Here is a 17,086-nt window from a genome sequence, read left to right as displayed (position 1 = left end):
TTATAAGGTGTGAATCGTACACAAGTTCACACGATAATTTAGGTACGATGCGCCATGGAAGAACCCTACTTTTCCACGACCAACACCACCGACCCCACCACACGCTCAGCCTTTGAAATGCGAAAGGCGGAATACGAGTTCTGGGTGAACCAAGTGCCCGATCTCGATTCTGATTTCGAATTAGTCACCCAATCCCTCTACCGCACCACTGGCGTCAATGAAGGCCGGATTAACCATATCCTCATGGCGCTGCATCGCTTGGAGGAGCTTCCCAAGCTCCAGGCGCTGCAGCACCGCCTCTATCACTTAGACCTCGACCGGATTATTGCCATTAATAAGTCCCTCAACCGCTTAGGCAACCCGACCCCTAAGGTGGTGGAGCGGATCGATGAGCAGCTCACCGCCTACCTCACCCCTACCCGGCCGAACCAGACTATGCGTACGCAGGCGCAGATTAAGCGCAAGCTCAACGAACTCATCAACCTCGCGGATGACACGTTGGCAGTCACCCAGGGCCCCACCCAACCGCGCTACACCATGGAGAACTGGGGCGATAACACCTCAGCGGTGACTTTGAGCGCGGACCCGGCGGTTATCGCGAGCGTCGATAAGTGCATCCGGCAGACCGCGCTAGAGCTAGATTGCTCGCTTGCCGACGCCGCCGTTGCGCTCCTCACCGGCCGCACCCAAGCCCCCGAAATCATCCTCAACGCCTATAAAGCCACCGACGTGCCCAATTCCCCGGCGTTTATTGAATCCGTGGGCTGGCTCGACCCGGCGCGCTCGAATGCGCTGCCCTACACCAAAATCCGAGAGATGGATCCTAACCAGGAGGTCAAGGGCTACGTCACCCCGGCGGCCATGGCTGCGTACTTAGAAGGATTTGACGGCACCTGCCGCTACCCCGGCTGCAATCGCCCAGCCACGGCCTGCCAAAAGGATCACCGCATCAACCATGCGGACGGCGGACCGACCACGCCTTCAAACCTCGCCTGCCTGTGCCAGCACCACCACAATGTGAAAACCGATGGTCGCGCTTTTTATGTCATGGACCCACATACGCGCGACATCATCTGGCTATTTGAAGATGGCACCTGGACCGCCACGGAGCCCTCCGGCCCGCTGGCACCCAAGAACAAGAATTGGGTGCAGACCTTTGCTCAAACCATGACCGCCCACCGCGCCCGAGCATATGAAGAGGCCCAAGAACTCATGCGCCAGCAGAAAACCACCCCTAGGGAGGAGGAATAATTCCACCAGCTGCCCTACAGTGGCTGGCATGACGCAAAATTTATTCACACTGGATGAGCTCGTAATTACCCAGACCAAGTCCTTCCTCAATGATCAGTTCATGATCACCGATATCGACGGCACCCCTGTGGGCACGATCCTGCAATCCACCAGTCTTAAAGATATGGTGTTTAAATCCTCTCGCAGCTTGGAGGTCGCACTCACGGATGCTGAAGGCAACCCCCTACAGACGGTCATGACGATTTCGGATCCGCCGAATTTTCTGCGGGATACCTATGAGGTGCACTTGCCGGGAATCGAACAGCCCATGGCCGTCATTACCAAGCGTTTCTCCATGCTCAAAACAAAGCTGGAGCTGACCATGAAGGGCTTTCCTGACGTCGAAATTCGCGGCGATTTCTGGGATTGGAACCTCTCCATCACCTCCCACGGCCGCCAGCTTGCCAACGTCACCAACGAGTGGACCGGCGTAGGCAACTACTTCATGGGTAAAAATACCTACTGCCTAGCCATCACCCCAGGTCTCAACGAGCAACAACATGCTGCCATCATCGGCGCCGTGATGAGCATGGATATGCTGCGGACGAAGGAAAAGAACAGAGAGTAGATGTCTGCTACGATATGAACATGTTCACTGAACCTGTTCATAAAAACTCACGTGCGCGCTCGAAGAACACAACGCGCCTAAAGGTGTTAACCGCTGCAGGCGAACTTTTCGAAACTACGGGATATGCCGATACCAGCATTAGAGAAATTGCGAAAAAGGCTGGTGTCAGCGTTGGCACAGTCATGTCTGTCGGCGAAAAGCGCGCACTGCTGGTTCAAAGCATCAGCCACAAAATTGCAAAGATTCATGACGGACTCAGGACTCAACCACCTGGAGATCTCATTTCGGTCATCAATCCATTTTTGGAGATGTTTGCAGGACACAGCGAACTATCCCGCGCTTACGCATCTGCTCTCATTGAACTTGGCGATCAAGGGCAAGAGCTCAGACGCTTGGAACATCTTCTCACGGAAGAAATCCTTCGACGTCTCGCGGCATCAAGATTGACCGAGGATGAGTCTCGCGATCTTGCAGGAGTCTTGTATCACGCCTATCTAGGTTTGCTAATCGGCTGGGCCGCCGGACTTTATTCGTCGCAAGAACTAAAAGACCAAGCACGCACAATCATCAATCGCCTAGAAAGCGTATTTGGAGTCCAACTATGATTTTCGACGAAACAGCCCCTATCTGGCCTTCCATTCTCCTTGCCGTCATTCTTTCAGGCGACGTCATACTGTCAATTCGTCCCGTTAAGTTCATTGAAAAATGCCTCACCGGCGTAAAATTCCCACGCCAATGGTGGTGGGCTCTCATCTATATCAAATGCGTCGCGATTTCCGGGCTGATAGTCGGACTTGCCTACCCCGGAGTCAGAGTTGCGGCACTAGCAGGCATCGTCACATATTTCTTTGCTGCAGCCTTCGCTCACCTGAAAGCCAAATTCACCGGCACCGAATTCTGGGCTAACTGTTTGGGCATGCTTATCCTTTCCATCGCGGCGCTAATTGTAACGCTCGCCGCATAATGCAGAAAGGAGTTCTACATTCCCGTAGGCACTTTCAGATCTAACCCCTATTAGGTGGACACCTGATGCCCAGTCCGGTTAGGTTGGGTACAAAGGTAATCTACCACCATGTCTAGGTACTCCGAACAGTTCAAACGCGATGCCGTAGCACTCTACAAGAACAATAAGGAGAACTCGCTGAGCTCAGTGTCAGCATTGTTTAGAATCAACCGTGCATCACTGCATTCTTGGACTAAGCTCTACGCACCGTCAAACACACTCGTACGAAAACCGTCCATGATAAAGCCCATTCCGCTTTTTCACCGTGGTAGAGATATTTGCGTATTCTTTGCGGCATAATCTAAGGGATACACAACGGATTGCTCAGTACATGGGGATTTCTGGACCTTGGCCACGGAAGTTTTCGGTCAAAAATCCGAACTCGACTTCCCATATATGATACTCACTCGGTAAGAATGAAGGCTCCTTTTTCTGCCGAGAAACGACCTCAGTTTGAGCTGCTTCACGCGTGGTAAATGCAGCCAATATATCTGGGCTCATTTCTTGGAAACGCACGGAGGAATGTTGCGCATACCCCTCCCTAAAAACGAGATAGACAAGTCTCGGGAAACGAGACTTGTCTAGTTTTCCGTCCCAGCCGTCAAGGGGAACTTCTTCAGTCCAACAGGTTATACCTGGAGAATCAACATGCTCGCCCATGGCACGCTCCTGCTCTCTGGTTAAAGCTATTCCGACAAATTCTTCGTCAGACGTAGCTTCCGTACGCGCAAAGAGCACAAAAATTTTAGCCTGGTTGCTGCTATCTGAAATTCTACCTATTAAGCCTTGCATACTTCTCTAAACGGTTTAGTTTTAACAGTCGCAGTGTAAGTTTTATCGGAGCGTGTCAAATTATTTGTGTGTGGAAAAACTTTTATTCCCGTTTATGCCGCCAGGGTAGAGAAACCACAGCACCAATAAGCAAGATGGCAGTGACACCTACTAAATATGCTATGGATACCCAGGGGATTCCATCGCCGCCAAAGAGGCCGTATCTAATGGCTTCACTTATGTGGACAGCCGGGTTGGCTTCTCCCACTATCTGAAGCCACGAAGGCAACAAGTCTTCAGGAACGGCAACCGGGCCGAGACTTAGCAGCGTAATAGCCAATAACAATGAGATGGAAGATGCCTGCTCAAGGCTGGAACATAATGCTCCAATTATCATTCCGGCAGAAAGAAAAGCACAACCAGCAAAAAATAGGGCTGGAATGATAGTGAAAGAAGGAGATAAAGAAAGCCCGAGAATCTTAACTACCGCAACTGGAGTTATGAGCAGTGAAGGAGTAGCTAAGAGACTAAAGGCGATAAAGCTCCCCACAACAAACTGGAGGCGCTTTGCCCCAGTAGCAGCTAGTTGATCTAGAGCTCCATTCGCCTTCATAAAGGAAATATTGGTGGCAATTTTACCCTGCAACTCGAATAGCAAAGAAAAAGATAGACCACCAATAACAGCGTACTCAACGGCGGCCCCACCTAAATTTTGTGCGTACACACCAAGCCCTAAGGACATTAGAACAGGAACGACAATCCCAGTAAGCAGCATGGACGGCCAAGACCAGCGCCAATTAGTCAGCTGTATGCGTGTAAACGTAAAGGTGTTACTCATGCTTCATTCGTTTGGGATGCGATTAGGTTGACAAAAACATCCTCGAGATTGGGTGAGCTAATAGTAATATCGCCGGCTCCTTCGTCACATAGTTTCGAGACAATTCTCGGAACTTCGTCGACACCTACTATCTGCTCGCAAGGTTCTGAACTTTTATCACTATTGGACTCAGTGCGGTACGCAATGGTTCGTCTATTTTGAACGTTTTGCATGACTTGGTTAACCGTGCCGTTGGCAATGAGCCGCCCTTTATCCATAATTCCGAGATGAGTTAGGCAGGATTCAACTTCGGAAACTGCATGAGTGATTACCAATACGGTAACTCCCTTATGAGAGAGTGCCTCAATTTCGTCCCATACTAGACGGCGATTTAACGCATCCAGCTCATTCGTGGGCTCATCCAGAATGACGAAAGGGCGGTTTGAGGAGATAGCGATTGCAAGTTGGACAAGTTTACTTTGTCCACCAGATAGCGATCTCACCTCTCGATTGCGGAATCGAAGAATGCCTAGCTTTTCTAGGAGATGTTTCTGCTGCTTGTTCGATGACTTCGTCCCGTACAGCCGACCAAAGAAATTCATTGATTCCTCTACAGTCATGGTGTTTAGGGCTAGCGGAGATTGCGACAAATATGCGACGTTTGACCTCTGCCAGTGAGTGGTTGCGGACGCATCTCTGCTTTCATTTATCCAAATGTGGCCGGAAGTAGGGCGTAGTATGCCGGTGAGGATACGAGCTAAGCTACTTTTTCCTGAACCGTTGCGCCCAATTAAACCGTAGACACTACCCCTGTCGATGCTTAGAGAAACGTTGTCGACTGCGGGCTTTTCTTGATTAGGGTAGGTCTTACAAAGACGCTCTAGTCGTACAAGTTCTGACATGACCCACTGTCCTTTAGTTGACGACGAAGCTGCCTAGACTTACAGCGGACGACGTTAAAGCAGTCGAGATGTGCAATGTCATCATCCGAGAATGATTGCGATAGTAGCATTCTCAACGCTTTGCTGATCATGGTCATAAACAGCATTACGGTTTGGACACCAATGTAAACTGTGGGCCTGACCCTCGGAAAGTAGACACGTCGGGAGTAACTTTGCTGCTTGCCATATTTACCATCGACAAATAAGCGTACTCACCTGATTAAATAGTCCCATCAAGGTCGAATATATAATCGCTCACCGCTGTTTAACGCCTATCGCAATGGAGTTCTTACCCAGGGCAAAGAGCGTAAGTACTGCTACGACTGACACGAGGATAAAAGTAACTGTCACCGATAAGAAACCGGAATACTCCAGTAACAGCCCAGCCAAAATAGCACCCACCATCATTCCAGCCGGCGGAAGCATTTCAACACGCCCCCCGTGCAGCTGGATTAGCTTTTCCGAACAGGTGTTGTTGCAAAGTTGGGCGGAGAGCAGCGAAGACTCAGTTTCTCATTCCCTGATGGCCGCTGCGTGTGGGCGTTGTTAGGCCGTCTCGAAGACCCGGTTGACGATCACCGCGTCCGGGTTCGGTTGCCCGTAGGCAAACATCGCGCCTTGCCCTTTCCGCAATGAGTGCATCGCCTCCATCCCTTTCAACGTCCGATATGCAGATGTCCGGTTCTTAAACGCGCCTTTCGGCCCGAGGATCCGCTTCAGCCGACCATGGTCGCCTTCCAGGCTGTTGTTGAGGTATTTCACCTGCCGATGTTCCACTGTGGGCGGGCAGATTCCCTCTGACTTCAACTCGGCGATTGCCCTGGCAAGGGAGGGTGCTTTATCGGCGTTGATCACTCTGAGATACCCGGCTGACGCATTGGATCTGACGGCCTTGGCCAGGAAACACTTCGCTGCGGCCACGTTTCGCTTCGAAGAGAGGTAAAAGTCCAAGGTCTGGCCACCGGCGGTAATCGCCCGATAGAGGTAGCACACTACCTGCCGCCGACCCGGATATAGGTCTCATCCACCCGCCAAGAACTGGCCTGCCAGTCAGGTACCTGCCGGTACCACCGTGTTTGCTTGTCCAGCTCAGGGGCGTATTTCTGGACCCAGCGGTGAGAATCGTGGTGTGATCGACCGGCACGCCCCGCTGAAGTCATCATTTCCTCCAGATCGCGGTAGCTCACCCCGTAGCGGCAGTACCACCCACTGCCCATAGAATGATGTCACGGGGGAAATGACGACCGAAGAAGATACCCATGGCTGTGACTATTTCACGTCGCCCTTCCTACTGCCCCAACTTTGCAACAACACCTGTTCGATAGCGTTTAGGCGGGCATGTCGGTATGGGCCTCTAGGCTTGAGGGCATGGGCTTTTTAGAAAACCTCCTGAACCGCTACGCCCCGCGCACACCGGGCAAGCCGGTCTTTGCGGTCATTGATACCGAAACCACCGGCTTTAACAAGCGCTACGACCGCATCATTGAACTTGCTGCCGTGCGCGCTGACGCATACTTCAATCCCGTTGACTCCTGGCACACATTGCTCACCCCTGACACCAACGCCGTGTTCACTACTCGGGGGACACCCCCGCCCACCTCGGCACTCAACCCTGCTGTGGGGGTTACTCGTAGCGAAGCGAGCTGAGCATCCCGGTTTCCATGTGATAGGCGTTATGGCAGTGAAATGCCCACTCACCGGGGTTGTCAGCGATTAGGTCGGCGATCATGGTTTCACCGTGGCGGAGAAGGACGGTGTCCTTGCGTAGCCCGCCGTTGCCGGGCAGCGCCCACGTGTGGCCGTGGATGTGCATGGGATGGGGCATCATGGTCCTGTTGCGCATGACCATCCGCAGGCGCTGGCCCTCCTGCACGGTCGCGGAGGAGGATTGGCCGTCGGTGAGAATGCTCCATTCATACGGCATCATCTGCCCGCCCAGGTCGATGCTGACTTCTCGGTCTGGTGTGTCCTCGGGTAGGAGTGCACGGTCTGCTGGCTTCAGGGAGGACAGAAGCAGTCCGGTGGACAACAACTCGGGGAAGTCGACATCGGGGTGGGGGGCCTGGCCGCCGGCGGTGCGGATGACGGCGAAGGCGCGGTCGTCCTTACCCACCGCCAAAGCCGTGAGCGGGAAGATGCCGTCGCCGAGGATGACCTCGACGTCGACACGCTCGCCCATCGACAGGTAGATCGATTCGGTCTCCCGGGGCTGGACAGGGAAGCCGTCGGTGTGGGTGACGGTCATGCGGTGACCACCGAGGGCCACCTTGAAGATGGTGTCACCGCCGGAGTTGATAAACCGTAGGCGGGCCTTGTCGCCCGGGCGAGCCTCGAAGGTCCGGTGAGCTCGGGGGATACGTCCGTTGATGAGGTAGTGCGGATACATCACATCGCCGGCATCCCCGCCCAGTACCCGGTCCGGGGTGCCGTGCATCATCTGGCCGTGACCTCCCATTCCCTTCTTCCCGTTATGGTCGCCCGAACCCATTGCGGTGAGCTTGTCGAGCTCATCGTCGGGAGTGCCCTGAATGCCATCGACCCAGTCGTCGAGCACGATGGTCCACTCGACGTCCTGGTCCTCAGCGTCTTGCGGGTCACGGACGATCAGTGGGGCGTGGAGGCCGCGATCAAGCTGCAGGCCGGAGTGGGAATGGTAGAAGTAGGTGCCACCGTGGGGGACTTCAAAAACATAGGAGAAAGACTCGCCAGGTTCAATGGGGTCCTGGGTCATGCCGGGCACACCGTCGGCTGCGTTGTGGAGGGCGATGCCATGCCAGTGGATGGAGGTGTTCTCAGGCAGTTCATTGGTGATATCGACCTGGAGGACGTCGCCGGCGGTGGCCTCAATGGCCGTATCCCCGGTGTCAGAGACGTATCCCCACGTCTTGGCTTCGATGCCGCCGATATCCAGAGAGAGGGGCCGGGCGGTCAGTGTCCGGCGCACCGTCGGCTCACCGAGCGCAGTGGGGGTGGGAGTGGGGCGAAGAGAGGAACCTGGTGCCGAGGCAGCGGGTCCAGGGTCGCTGGTGCAGGCGGCCACGGCCCCGGTGCCGGCGAGGACGAGCCCACCGAGCAGAAACTGTCGTCGGGAAAATCCGTTCATCATGATTTAACCTTCCTTGGTGTTAGATTTCAGTGACACGGGAGACAGGCGCAGGTGAGGACCCTGCTGAGCCATCACGTCAGGTGCAGGTCTGTGACACAGGTGGCACCGTCGTCGGCGGTGGAAAACTCCGCGGTGCCGGTACGCCCCTGGTAGCTGACCTCAATCAGGCCGGTGGCATCATCGGGAAGCCAGAAGCCAATAAACCCGTTGTCGAAGGTGGTTGTCGCCTCGTCCACCAGCACCTCACCGGTCGCCTCATCGGTGATCGTGACCTGGATATCCTCATTGCCGAGTTCCCCCAGGCAGGTCGTGAGGCTGTGGTAGAAGCAGTCGTGGGTGGAGGTGAGATAGGGTGCGATCGAGACATACGTCTGATTGTCGGGAAGATCGACCACGACTTCCTGGTCATCACTCGAGAGCAGCAGTTCATCGGCACGCACTGAGGCTTTCAGATCCGTGGGACGCTCAGTGACCTTCTGCCGGTCGAGGTGATCAATGATCTCCACCGCGTCCATGTCGGCCAGGCCATGGGCAGTCAGGAATGCATCCTGGGACACCGTCCCGTCGGCGGTGGGTTCCGGGTCGGCAGCCGAACACCCCGTGAGGGCGAGGGCAAGGGCGGCGGCTGCGATCACTGCTCGTTTCACGTCAATCTCCTTGGATCGTGGTAAGACCGTGAGAAGACACCGCCTCAAGGTCGATGCCATACCTTTATCTAGCACGGGTGCCTGACGGACTAGAAATCAAAACCCCTGCTCACAGCCTTATAACAGGGCGAAAAAGGGGGTGAATTCGGTGGGCTGGGTCACCACCGGAACACCACCCCACAGCCGTGGGCGATGTCCGTCTACCCGCCCCGGGTATGCGGTGCAGGCAGTGAAATCCCTGGTGGCGCCTGCTGAACCGACCAGGGGAGACGATGCCGCCGGCCCGGGGTGGGGCACAGTGGTGACGGCGGTCGAAGGGTGATGTTTGAAGATTTGATGAAGATTTCCCCGCCGGGCACTGAGCGAGGGTGGTATTCCCCCCTGGCCGGAGCGATACTGGGGTCTATGGCTGACCGCACACCGACCACCGCCACGCCCCCGGGGCGGGTGCTGGTCGTCGATGATGAACAACCCCTGGCTCAGATGGTGGCCTCCTACCTCATCCGGGCCGGCTTCGATACCCGCCAGGCGCACACCGGCACCCAGGCCGTGGACGAGACCCGTCGCTTTTCCCCCGATGTCGTGGTCCTGGATCTGGGGCTGCCCGAACTCGACGGCCTGGAGGTGTGCCGACGGATCCGCACCTTCTCGGACTGCTACATCCTCATGCTCACCGCGCGTGGCAGCGAGGACGATAAGATCAGCGGATTGACCTTGGGGGCGGATGACTACATCACCAAACCTTTTAGCATCCGGGAACTGGTGACCCGGGTGCATGCGGTGCTGCGCCGCCCGCGCACCAGCACCACCCCACCGCAGGTGACCACCCCCTTGAGCGTTGGTGACCTCATCCTTGACCCCGTCGCCCATCAGGTGCGGGTGGGGGAGACGACCGTGGAGCTCACCCGCACGGAGTTCGAGCTGCTGGTTGCCCTGGCCCTGCGCCCCGGCCAGGTGCTGACCCGCCACGACCTGGTCACCGAGGTCTGGGACACCACCTGGGTCGGTGATGAACGCATCGTCGATGTCCACATCGGCAACTTGCGTCGCAAGCTCGGCACCGACACCCGGGGCCGGGGGTTTATCGACACCGTGCGTGGCGTGGGCTACCGGATGGGGCAGCCATGAATCACGGACCCGGCCTGACCTTCCGCTTCCTGGCCGCCCAGGTGTTGGTCGTGGTGATTAGCCTGCTGGTGGCCGCGGCCGTGGCCACGATGGTGGGCCCGACCCTATTCCATGATCATATGTTGATGACCGGCCGGGAGGACCCCTCGCTGGAGCTGTTCCATGCCGAGCAGGCCTACCGGGGCGCCAACCTGATCACCCTGGCCGTCGCCCTGCCCACCGCCTTAATCAGCGCCCTACTGGCCAGCCTGTGGTTATCGCGTCGTCTGCGCACCCCCCTGCAGGATCTTACCCACGCCGCTACCAGCCTGACGGCCGGCAACTCCCGTATCCGCGTGCCCGCCGGAAAAGCAGGCCCCGAGGTCACCACCCTGGCGCATGCCTTCAACACCATGGCCGATCGGCTGGAACACACCGAACAGGTCCGCCGCCAGATGCTCTCTGATCTGGCCCACGAAATGGGCACCCCCTTATCGGTGCTCACGGTCTACCTCGATGGTCTCCAGGACGGGGTCGTGGACTGGAATAATGCCACCCACACGATCATGGCTGACCAACTCACCCACCTGACCCGGTTGATGGAAGACATCGACGATGTCTCCCGGGCCCAGGAACGCCGGATCGATTTGGACCTGGCGGAGGAAGAGCTCGGGGATCTGCTCCATACCGCCGCTGCTGCCGCGGAGGAAGCTTATGCTGACAAAGACGTCGATTTACAGGTCGAGACCATTACAGACACCGCCCGGGTGCTCGTGGACCGGCAACGCTTCGGCCAGGTGATGAGCAATCTGCTGTCGAACGCGCTACGGCACACCCCGGCCGGCGGGCAGGTCCGGATCAGCGTCCACCGACAGGGGGCGTCCACCGCGCTCATCCACGTCGCCGATGACGGCGAGGGAATCCCACCTGACCAGCTCAGATACATCTTCGAACGCTTCTACCGGGGGGATGCCGCCCGCAGCCGGGACGACGGCGGGTCCGGTATCGGTCTGACCATCTCCAAGGCATTGATCGAGGCCCACGGCGGCACTCTCACCGCCACCTCCCCCGGACCTGGTCGCGGAGCGGTGTTTGCCCTCCGCCTCCCGCTGTCCCCTCCCGACAGTGAGGAGGCTGCTCAGTAACCACACCCTACCCCGCGTGAGGGCCGTGCCCTCCACCCATTGAAAATATACCCCGGGGGGGTATACGTTAGAGAGTAGCATCGCCGCATCCCACCGACCCGTAGGAGCTTTCCCATGATCACCTCCCCGCCCCGCCTCTTGCCGATGGTCTCCCACGGCTGCAGCTGTTGCGGACCTGCCTCACGTGCCGACACCGCCTCTATCCCTGCCGCCAGCGACTCGTCAGCAGGAGGGTCCTCCCCTAGCTACCAGGTCACCGGCCTGACCTGCGGGCACTGCGCGAAAAGCGTGACCCAGGCCCTTCAGGCCCTCCCCCAGGTCGACAACGTCCAGATTGATCTCGCTGCTGGTGGTGTTTCCACCGTCACGGTCACCGGTGTCGTACCTCCGGAGATGGTTCGCCGGGCCATCGAGGAGGCCGGCTACACCGTCTTATCCTGATCAGTTTTACCCATCATCTCGACCCCGACCGGGTTGAGCGAAAGGAACGTCATGAGCACTCCCCACCATTCCGGTGATCACCATGGTGATCACTCCGCTCCGGAAACAGACCACACCCACCACCCGGATCATGCCGGCCACGAACACCACGCGGATGCCGACACCCACGGCCAGGCGATGCCCCACGATCACACGCACGCCGCCCTGGACGAAGACCACCACGTTCATGGTCACGGCGAACACGCCGGACACAGTACCGCAATGTTTCGGGACCGTTTCTGGTGGTCGCTGATTCTGTCCATTCCCGTCGTTGTTTTCAGCCCCATGGTCGCCCACCTGCTCGGCTACCACCTCCCGGCATTCCCCGGATCCACCTGGATCCCCCCGGTGCTAGGCACGATCATCTTCGTCTACGGCGGAACGCCTTTCCTCAAGGGCGGATGGAAAGAACTGAAATCCCGCCAACCCGGGATGATGCTCCTGATCGCCATGGCCATCACCGTGGCGTTTGTCGCCTCCTGGGTCACCACTCTGGGGCTGGGCGGTTTTGAGCTGGACTTCTGGTGGGAGCTGGCCCTGCTGGTGACCATCATGCTGCTGGGCCACTGGCTGGAGATGTCCGCTCTCGGGGCCGCGTCCTCCGCGCTTGATGCGCTGGCTGCCCTGCTGCCGGATGAGGCCGAGAAAGTCATCGACGGAACCACCCGCACCGTGGCCATCTCCGAGCTGGTCGTCGACGACGTCGTGCTGGTGAGGGCCGGTGCCCGGGTGCCGGCCGACGGAACCATCCTCGACGGAGCCGCCGAATTCGATGAGGCGATGATCACCGGCGAATCTCGTCCCGTCTTCCGCGACACCGGTGACAAGGTGGTCGCCGGTACCGTGGCCACCGACAACACCGTCCGCATCCGGGTGGAGGCTACCGGCGGGGACACCGCCTTGGCCGGGATCCAACGCATGGTTGCCGACGCCCAGGAGTCCTCCTCCCGGGCCCAGGCCCTGGCGGATCGGGCGGCGGCGTTGTTGTTCTGGTTCGCGCTGATCTCCGCTCTGATCACCGCGGTGGTGTGGACCATCATCGGCAGCCCGGACGATGCCGTGGTGCGCACGGTCACGGTGCTGGTCATCGCCTGCCCGCACGCCCTGGGCCTGGCGATTCCGCTGGTCATTGCGATCTCCAGCGAGCGGGCCGCGAAATCCGGGGTGCTCATCAAGGACCGGATGGCGCTCGAGCGGATGCGCACCATCGACGTGGTGCTCTTCGACAAAACCGGCACCCTGACCGAGGGTGCGCACGCGGTCACCGGTGTCGCGGCAGCTGTCGGCGTCACCGAGGGCGAGCTGCTGGCCCTAGCCGCCGCCGCGGAGGCCGACAGCGAGCACCCCGTGGCCCGCGCCATCGTGGCAGCCGCGGCCGCCCATCCCGAGGCCTCCCGTCGGCAAATCCGTGCAACTGGTTTCAGCGCCGCCTCCGGCCGAGGGGTCCGGGCCACTGTCGATGGCGCTGAGATCCTCGTGGGCGGGCCGAACATGCTGCGCGAGTTCAACCTCACCACCCCGGCCGAGCTCACCGACACCACCAGCGCCTGGACCGGGCGTGGGGCCGGTGTGCTCCATATTGTCCGCGACGGTCAGATCATCGGTGCGGTGGCCGTCGAGGACAAGATCCGCCCCGAATCCCGCGCCGCCGTGAAAGCCCTGCAGGACCGCGGGGTGAAGGTCGCGATGATCACCGGCGACGCGCAGCAGGTGGCCCAGGCGGTTGGTCAGGACCTAGGCATTGATGAGGTCTTCGCCGAGGTCCTGCCCCAGGACAAAGACACCAAGGTCACGCAGCTGCAGGACCGGGGTTTGAGCGTGGCTATGGTCGGTGACGGTGTCAATGACGCCCCCGCTCTGACCCGCGCGGACGTCGGTATCGCCATCGGTGCCGGCACGGATGTGGCCATGGAATCTGCCGGGGTGGTCCTAGCCAGTGATGACCCGCGGGCAGTGCTGTCGATGATTGAGCTGTCCCAGGCCAGCTACCGCAAGATGATCCAGAACCTAATCTGGGCCTCTGGCTACAACATCCTCGCCGTGCCGTTGGCTGCCGGAGTGCTCGCCTCGATCGGGTTCGTGCTGTCCCCGGCCGTGGGCGCGATCTTGATGTCTGCCTCGACCATCGTGGTGGCCCTGAACGCCCAGCTGTTGCGCCGCATTGATCTGGATCCGGCTCACCTGGCTCCGACCGAGTCGAAAGAGGAACACGCCACGCCTACTCCGGCATCCACCGCCGTCCAGTGATCCACCACTTCTCTCCACTGCCCCCATATGACTCTGAAAGGCTCCACCACGAAGCGCACCCTTGTTCTTTCCGCTCTCGCCGTAGCCTCCACCCTGGCGCTGGCCGCCTGCGGTGAGGCCACCGAGTCAGGCAACGCCGACGCCACCACCTCGGCCACCAGCACTGCGACGACTACCGCTGAGACGACCGAGATCACCACGGCGACGACTGAGGCGGACGGGGAGATCTCCGCCGATCACAACGACGCGGACATCATGTTTGCCCAGATGATGATCCCCCATCACCTGGGACATGATCGCCTCCAGCTTCGCCACCAAAGAATTGAAGACATCTAACGATTTGGCCCACTTTCGGACTGAGATGAAGAAATCAATAGCCGACATTCTCCAAACGTGGCCACAGGCAGGCATCGAAGCCAACACAGACGGAGTAACGGTCACGAGAACTGCCCCATCAGTTCAGCAGAAACCATCACGCCCCGAACTCGACTAAACCGAACGCAGAAGACTAGCGCCCTCCGGGGCGCTTTCTTTTTGCCTCAAAACAACTTGCGCATATTTACGCATACGCCTGCGCATATTTACGCATACAGGGCTAGTTATCCACAGGGTTTTACCTGCGGGTTTACCTATTTTCCCAGGTGGCTTATAACTATATCCCTGTAGATCTATATCCCCAGCCGCTCAACCAACAAAACCGTTCACTACGGGTTACTGTTTACGCTCCCGCCTCGCCTGACGGCTCGTTGGGCTGCCGCCCAAATCAATAGATTTGGTTGCCACCAAAACACCCCACAACAACCACAGTCCTATAACCCTCCACGTACCCTTGTGTCTTCTAGACTTTCTTGGAAAAGAACCACGGGAGATGGAAGGCCTCCATGTCGGTATGGGCCTCTAGGCTTGAGGCCATGGGATTTTTAGAAAACCTTTTTAACCGCTACACCCCGCGCACACCGGGCAAGCCGGTCTTTGCCTTCATTGATACCGAAACCACCGGCTTTAACAAGCGCTACGACCGCATCATTGAAATCGCTGCCGTACGCGCCGACGCACATTTCAACCCCGTCGATTCCTGGCACACACTGCTCAACCCTGACGGTAAGGCTATTAAAAACTCCCACATTCACGGCATTACCAACGACATGGTGGCAACCGCCCCAACCTTTAGCGAGGTATACGGGGACTTCACGAGCTACATCGACGGCATGCATCTATTTGCCCACAACGCCCCGTTTGACTCAAAAATGATCGTTGCTGAGTTCGACCGCATGACCGGCGTCGACGATGACGAGGACGAGGACGAGTTCTTCCCCTTTATTGACACCATTGACCTTGCCAAGCAAATACTCGATAGCGGCCCCTACAACCTACCGGCACTCCTTGACCGCCTAGGACTGGACAATCCTGACGCGCACGCAGCAGTAGCCGATGCGACCGCCACGGTGAACATGCTCCACGCCCTGTTCGGGTTCAAACGCGGTGAAATTGGCCGAAAGATTTTGCACCAAGGTCAAGTCTTCCGCGCCACCAACACCTGGCGAGGAAGCCACGTCACACCACTGCTCCCCCGCAACATATAGGCCTACTAACAGCGCAACCACTGACATAGCCGAGAAGAATACGCAGCCATATGCTTTCACATATGGCAAGACGTGCCACGCGGGTCAGTGGGGTCTTGAGTCCCTCGCCGTGCTCACGGTTGTTTTGGTCTTAATTATCCAGACCGTCAGCCGCGAACAAGCGCAGTACTTCCTGTTCCTTGTCACCCTCTTTCCTTTTGCCCATGCTGGACTCTCGTAGGAACTGGTGGTACCGCTCATTTCCTTTGGTCTATTAGTCCTGTGGACTAGCATTTTGGGGTCCGGTTCAATGCAGGAACCAGCAGGTAAAACTGCATACAGTCGGACACATGGAAGGGCTGACGACTGCGTATAAGTTTACTGCCTTGACGACAGCAAATTTCAGCTTTACTTTAGTATAAGTAAGGTGTTTCATATGGTTAGGAAAACTGTGAATAAGACTAAGATGTTGAAAACTGCCGCTTCCCTTCTATCTGCCTTGGCTATCCTTCCTGTCTTGTCTGGAACCGCTCAAGCAGAAACGACACAAGGAAATCAGGAAGAGTCCCAAACGATTATGGGCGGAAACTACCAAAGTACTGATCCAACGGCCTACAATTACCTTCCTGAAGGAAGTGATCCAGTTCCGAACACTGCGGATAGATCAGCATTCGGATCGGCCCAAATCAGCGGCTTTGGATTTAAGTTTCAAGGGCATGACTTCAAAGTTCCCGTAGTGAATCTTGAGCATGCAATTAAGGGCAAAGGCGGTCACATAGACTCCGAAAGTGCATCCGTGACGTTTACTAACGGAACGCTGTGTAACTGGAGAGTGGACTACCAAAATAGAGACGAGAATGGGATTCATGCAACCCGTAAGGGGGCAACCCACAATGATTGCTCTCTTGGGCATGCACATGATGCAGGATTCAAAAACTTCGATGTTAAAAGCAATGCTGAGTGTGCACGTCTATTTGTAATGGGAGAATTTAAGGGAGAGCAGTGTCACGCAATTCATCCTTAGTAGCTCTGATGAAGATTGCGATTTTTATATCGTTATCGCTTTGTCTCGGGTATCTTGTTGGCGGTTTAAATGCGATACACGTTGCTAAGGCTTTGGCTGAGGGGAATTCAACCTCATTAGCCGATATTTCTCGTAGATTAGAAAATGGTTTTTTCTACTTTAGAATCGCTGGAGTCTTTGCCGTCATTTTTCTCGTCGGAACTTATACGGTTTGGCGCAGGACCAAAGTCTCCCCTTAAATGAGATCTATACGGGCATCAGTTATTTATCCTATTTGGGTATGTGTGGCACAATCGTGGGCCTTATCTTAGGCCTCAAATTCCCCTTCTGAATCGAGTAAACGAGGGCACTCCCGCTGGTGGGAGTGCCCTTTCCTAT

The 17,086-nt window shown here is 57.2% G+C and carries 17 protein-coding genes and 1 pseudogene; 12 read left to right on the top strand and 6 right to left on the bottom strand.

Annotated elements, in window-relative coordinates:
- Positions 1-54 precede the first annotated feature (54 nt).
- From ACLI1M_RS00465 to ACLI1M_RS00450, 4 genes are read left to right on the top strand one after another with little or no spacing between them, the layout of a single operon-like run.
- Positions 55-1,251 carry an HNH endonuclease signature motif containing protein gene (locus ACLI1M_RS00465; RefSeq protein ID WP_248099342.1) on the top strand — a complete coding sequence of 399 codons (1,197 nt, stop codon included), beginning with the start codon at positions 55-57 and terminating at the stop codon, positions 1,249-1,251.
- Positions 1,252-1,279: 28 nt separating this feature from the next.
- A complete protein-coding gene (locus ACLI1M_RS00460) occupies positions 1,280-1,858 on the top strand; it encodes an LURP-one-related/scramblase family protein (RefSeq protein ID WP_023020268.1) in 579 nt (192 codons plus the stop codon).
- Between the two features lie 20 nt (positions 1,859-1,878).
- Positions 1,879-2,463 carry a TetR/AcrR family transcriptional regulator gene (locus tag ACLI1M_RS00455; protein WP_239206188.1) on the top strand — a complete coding sequence of 195 codons (585 nt, stop codon included), beginning with the start codon at positions 1,879-1,881 and terminating at the stop codon, positions 2,461-2,463.
- Positions 2,460-2,822, top strand: coding sequence for a DoxX family protein (locus ACLI1M_RS00450; protein WP_239206186.1), 363 nt, complete (start codon positions 2,460-2,462; stop codon positions 2,820-2,822). Before ACLI1M_RS00455 ends, ACLI1M_RS00450 begins: the two co-directional genes overlap by 4 nt.
- Before the next feature lie 363 nt (positions 2,823-3,185).
- On the opposite strand, the gene ACLI1M_RS00445 is transcribed toward ACLI1M_RS00450, so the two are convergent.
- The 4 genes and pseudogenes from ACLI1M_RS00445 to ACLI1M_RS00430 all read right to left on the bottom strand — a co-directional run bounded on the left by ACLI1M_RS00445 (position 3,186) and on the right by ACLI1M_RS00430 (position 6,651).
- Positions 3,186-3,653, bottom strand: coding sequence for a hypothetical protein (locus tag ACLI1M_RS00445; protein ID WP_034660245.1), 468 nt, complete (start codon positions 3,651-3,653; stop codon positions 3,186-3,188).
- 82 nt (positions 3,654-3,735) lie between these two features.
- Entirely contained in the window at positions 3,736-4,470 is a 735-nt protein-coding gene (locus ACLI1M_RS00440; RefSeq protein WP_239206184.1) for an ABC transporter permease, read from the bottom strand.
- A complete protein-coding gene (locus ACLI1M_RS00435) occupies positions 4,467-5,351 on the bottom strand; it encodes an ABC transporter ATP-binding protein (RefSeq protein WP_248099344.1) in 885 nt (294 codons plus the stop codon). Before ACLI1M_RS00435 ends, ACLI1M_RS00440 begins: the two co-directional genes overlap by 4 nt.
- Positions 5,352-5,936: 585 nt before the next feature.
- Positions 5,937-6,651: pseudogene (locus tag ACLI1M_RS00430) on the bottom strand (IS6 family transposase).
- A gap of 107 nt (positions 6,652-6,758) precedes the next feature.
- Here ACLI1M_RS00430 and ACLI1M_RS00425 point away from each other — a divergent pair.
- Positions 6,759-7,037, top strand: a complete 279-nt coding sequence (locus ACLI1M_RS00425; RefSeq protein ID WP_411706606.1) for an exonuclease domain-containing protein — start codon at positions 6,759-6,761, stop codon at positions 7,035-7,037.
- On the opposite strand, the gene ACLI1M_RS00420 is transcribed toward ACLI1M_RS00425, so the two are convergent.
- The gene (locus ACLI1M_RS00420; RefSeq protein WP_411706605.1) at positions 7,015-8,496 is read right to left on the bottom strand and encodes a multicopper oxidase domain-containing protein; all 1,482 of its coding nucleotides are present in this window, start codon (positions 8,494-8,496) and stop codon (positions 7,015-7,017) included. The two genes, ACLI1M_RS00425 and ACLI1M_RS00420, sit on opposite strands and share 23 nt — an antisense overlap.
- Positions 8,497-8,567: 71 nt before the next feature.
- Complete coding sequence (locus ACLI1M_RS00415; RefSeq protein ID WP_201816085.1) at positions 8,568-9,143, bottom strand: CueP family metal-binding protein; 576 nt, start codon at positions 9,141-9,143, stop codon at positions 8,568-8,570.
- A gap of 405 nt (positions 9,144-9,548) precedes the next feature.
- Between ACLI1M_RS00415 and ACLI1M_RS00410 the strand changes: the two genes are divergently transcribed.
- The 7 genes from ACLI1M_RS00410 (at position 9,549) to ACLI1M_RS00380 (ending at position 16,708) form a co-directional block, all read left to right on the top strand.
- The gene (locus ACLI1M_RS00410) at positions 9,549-10,271 is read left to right on the top strand and encodes a response regulator transcription factor (RefSeq protein WP_411706604.1); all 723 of its coding nucleotides are present in this window, start codon (positions 9,549-9,551) and stop codon (positions 10,269-10,271) included.
- Positions 10,268-11,395, top strand: coding sequence for a sensor histidine kinase (locus tag ACLI1M_RS00405; protein ID WP_411706603.1), 1,128 nt, complete (start codon positions 10,268-10,270; stop codon positions 11,393-11,395). Before ACLI1M_RS00410 ends, ACLI1M_RS00405 begins: the two co-directional genes overlap by 4 nt.
- A 114-nt stretch (positions 11,396-11,509) precedes the next feature.
- Positions 11,510-11,836: a heavy-metal-associated domain-containing protein gene (locus ACLI1M_RS00400; RefSeq protein ID WP_411706602.1), complete on the top strand. Its 327-nt coding sequence runs from the start codon at positions 11,510-11,512 to the stop codon at positions 11,834-11,836.
- 51 nt (positions 11,837-11,887) lie between these two features.
- On the top strand, positions 11,888-14,122 hold the full coding sequence (locus ACLI1M_RS00395) for a copper-translocating P-type ATPase (protein WP_411706601.1): 2,235 nt from the start codon (positions 11,888-11,890) through the stop codon (positions 14,120-14,122).
- A 27-nt stretch (positions 14,123-14,149) separates the two neighbouring features.
- Positions 14,150-14,458 carry a hypothetical protein gene (locus ACLI1M_RS00390; RefSeq protein WP_411706600.1) on the top strand — a complete coding sequence of 103 codons (309 nt, stop codon included), beginning with the start codon at positions 14,150-14,152 and terminating at the stop codon, positions 14,456-14,458.
- 575 nt (positions 14,459-15,033) lie between these two features.
- Positions 15,034-15,705, top strand: coding sequence for an exonuclease domain-containing protein (locus ACLI1M_RS00385; RefSeq protein ID WP_411706599.1), 672 nt, complete (start codon positions 15,034-15,036; stop codon positions 15,703-15,705).
- Between the two features lie 430 nt (positions 15,706-16,135).
- On the top strand, positions 16,136-16,708 hold the full coding sequence (locus ACLI1M_RS00380) for a hypothetical protein (protein WP_411706598.1): 573 nt from the start codon (positions 16,136-16,138) through the stop codon (positions 16,706-16,708).
- The last annotated feature ends 378 nt before the right edge of the window (positions 16,709-17,086 follow it).

Source organism: Corynebacterium sp. LaCa54, assembly GCF_046717495.1.
Taxonomy (GTDB): Bacteria; Actinomycetota; Actinomycetes; order Mycobacteriales; family Mycobacteriaceae; genus Corynebacterium; species Corynebacterium kefirresidentii.
This window is presented reverse-complemented; position numbering and strand designations above follow the sequence as displayed.

Bases quoted from the DNA above. Each gene is read 5' to 3' on its own strand.
- ACLI1M_RS00400 (WP_411706602.1), top strand. From the start codon at position 11,510: ATGATCACCTCCCCGCCCCGCCTCTTGCCGATGGTCTCCCACGGCTGC.
- ACLI1M_RS00455 (WP_239206188.1), top strand. From the start codon at position 1,879: ATGTTCACTGAACCTGTTCATAAAAACTCACGTGCGCGCTCGAAGAAC.
- ACLI1M_RS00390 (WP_411706600.1), top strand. From the start codon at position 14,150: ATGACTCTGAAAGGCTCCACCACGAAGCGCACCCTTGTTCTTTCCGCT.
- ACLI1M_RS00385 (WP_411706599.1), top strand. From the start codon at position 15,034: ATGGGATTTTTAGAAAACCTTTTTAACCGCTACACCCCGCGCACACCG.
- ACLI1M_RS00465 (WP_248099342.1), top strand. From the start codon at position 55: ATGGAAGAACCCTACTTTTCCACGACCAACACCACCGACCCCACCACA.
- ACLI1M_RS00425 (WP_411706606.1), top strand. From the start codon at position 6,759: ATGGGCTTTTTAGAAAACCTCCTGAACCGCTACGCCCCGCGCACACCG.
- ACLI1M_RS00445 (WP_034660245.1), bottom strand. From the start codon at position 3,653: ATGCAAGGCTTAATAGGTAGAATTTCAGATAGCAGCAACCAGGCTAAA.
- ACLI1M_RS00410 (WP_411706604.1), top strand. From the start codon at position 9,549: ATGGCTGACCGCACACCGACCACCGCCACGCCCCCGGGGCGGGTGCTG.
- ACLI1M_RS00420 (WP_411706605.1), bottom strand. From the start codon at position 8,496: ATGATGAACGGATTTTCCCGACGACAGTTTCTGCTCGGTGGGCTCGTC.
- ACLI1M_RS00450 (WP_239206186.1), top strand. From the start codon at position 2,460: ATGATTTTCGACGAAACAGCCCCTATCTGGCCTTCCATTCTCCTTGCC.
- ACLI1M_RS00435 (WP_248099344.1), bottom strand. From the start codon at position 5,351: ATGTCAGAACTTGTACGACTAGAGCGTCTTTGTAAGACCTACCCTAAT.
- ACLI1M_RS00460 (WP_023020268.1), top strand. From the start codon at position 1,280: ATGACGCAAAATTTATTCACACTGGATGAGCTCGTAATTACCCAGACC.
- ACLI1M_RS00405 (WP_411706603.1), top strand. From the start codon at position 10,268: ATGAATCACGGACCCGGCCTGACCTTCCGCTTCCTGGCCGCCCAGGTG.
- ACLI1M_RS00395 (WP_411706601.1), top strand. From the start codon at position 11,888: ATGAGCACTCCCCACCATTCCGGTGATCACCATGGTGATCACTCCGCT.
- ACLI1M_RS00440 (WP_239206184.1), bottom strand. From the start codon at position 4,470: ATGAGTAACACCTTTACGTTTACACGCATACAGCTGACTAATTGGCGC.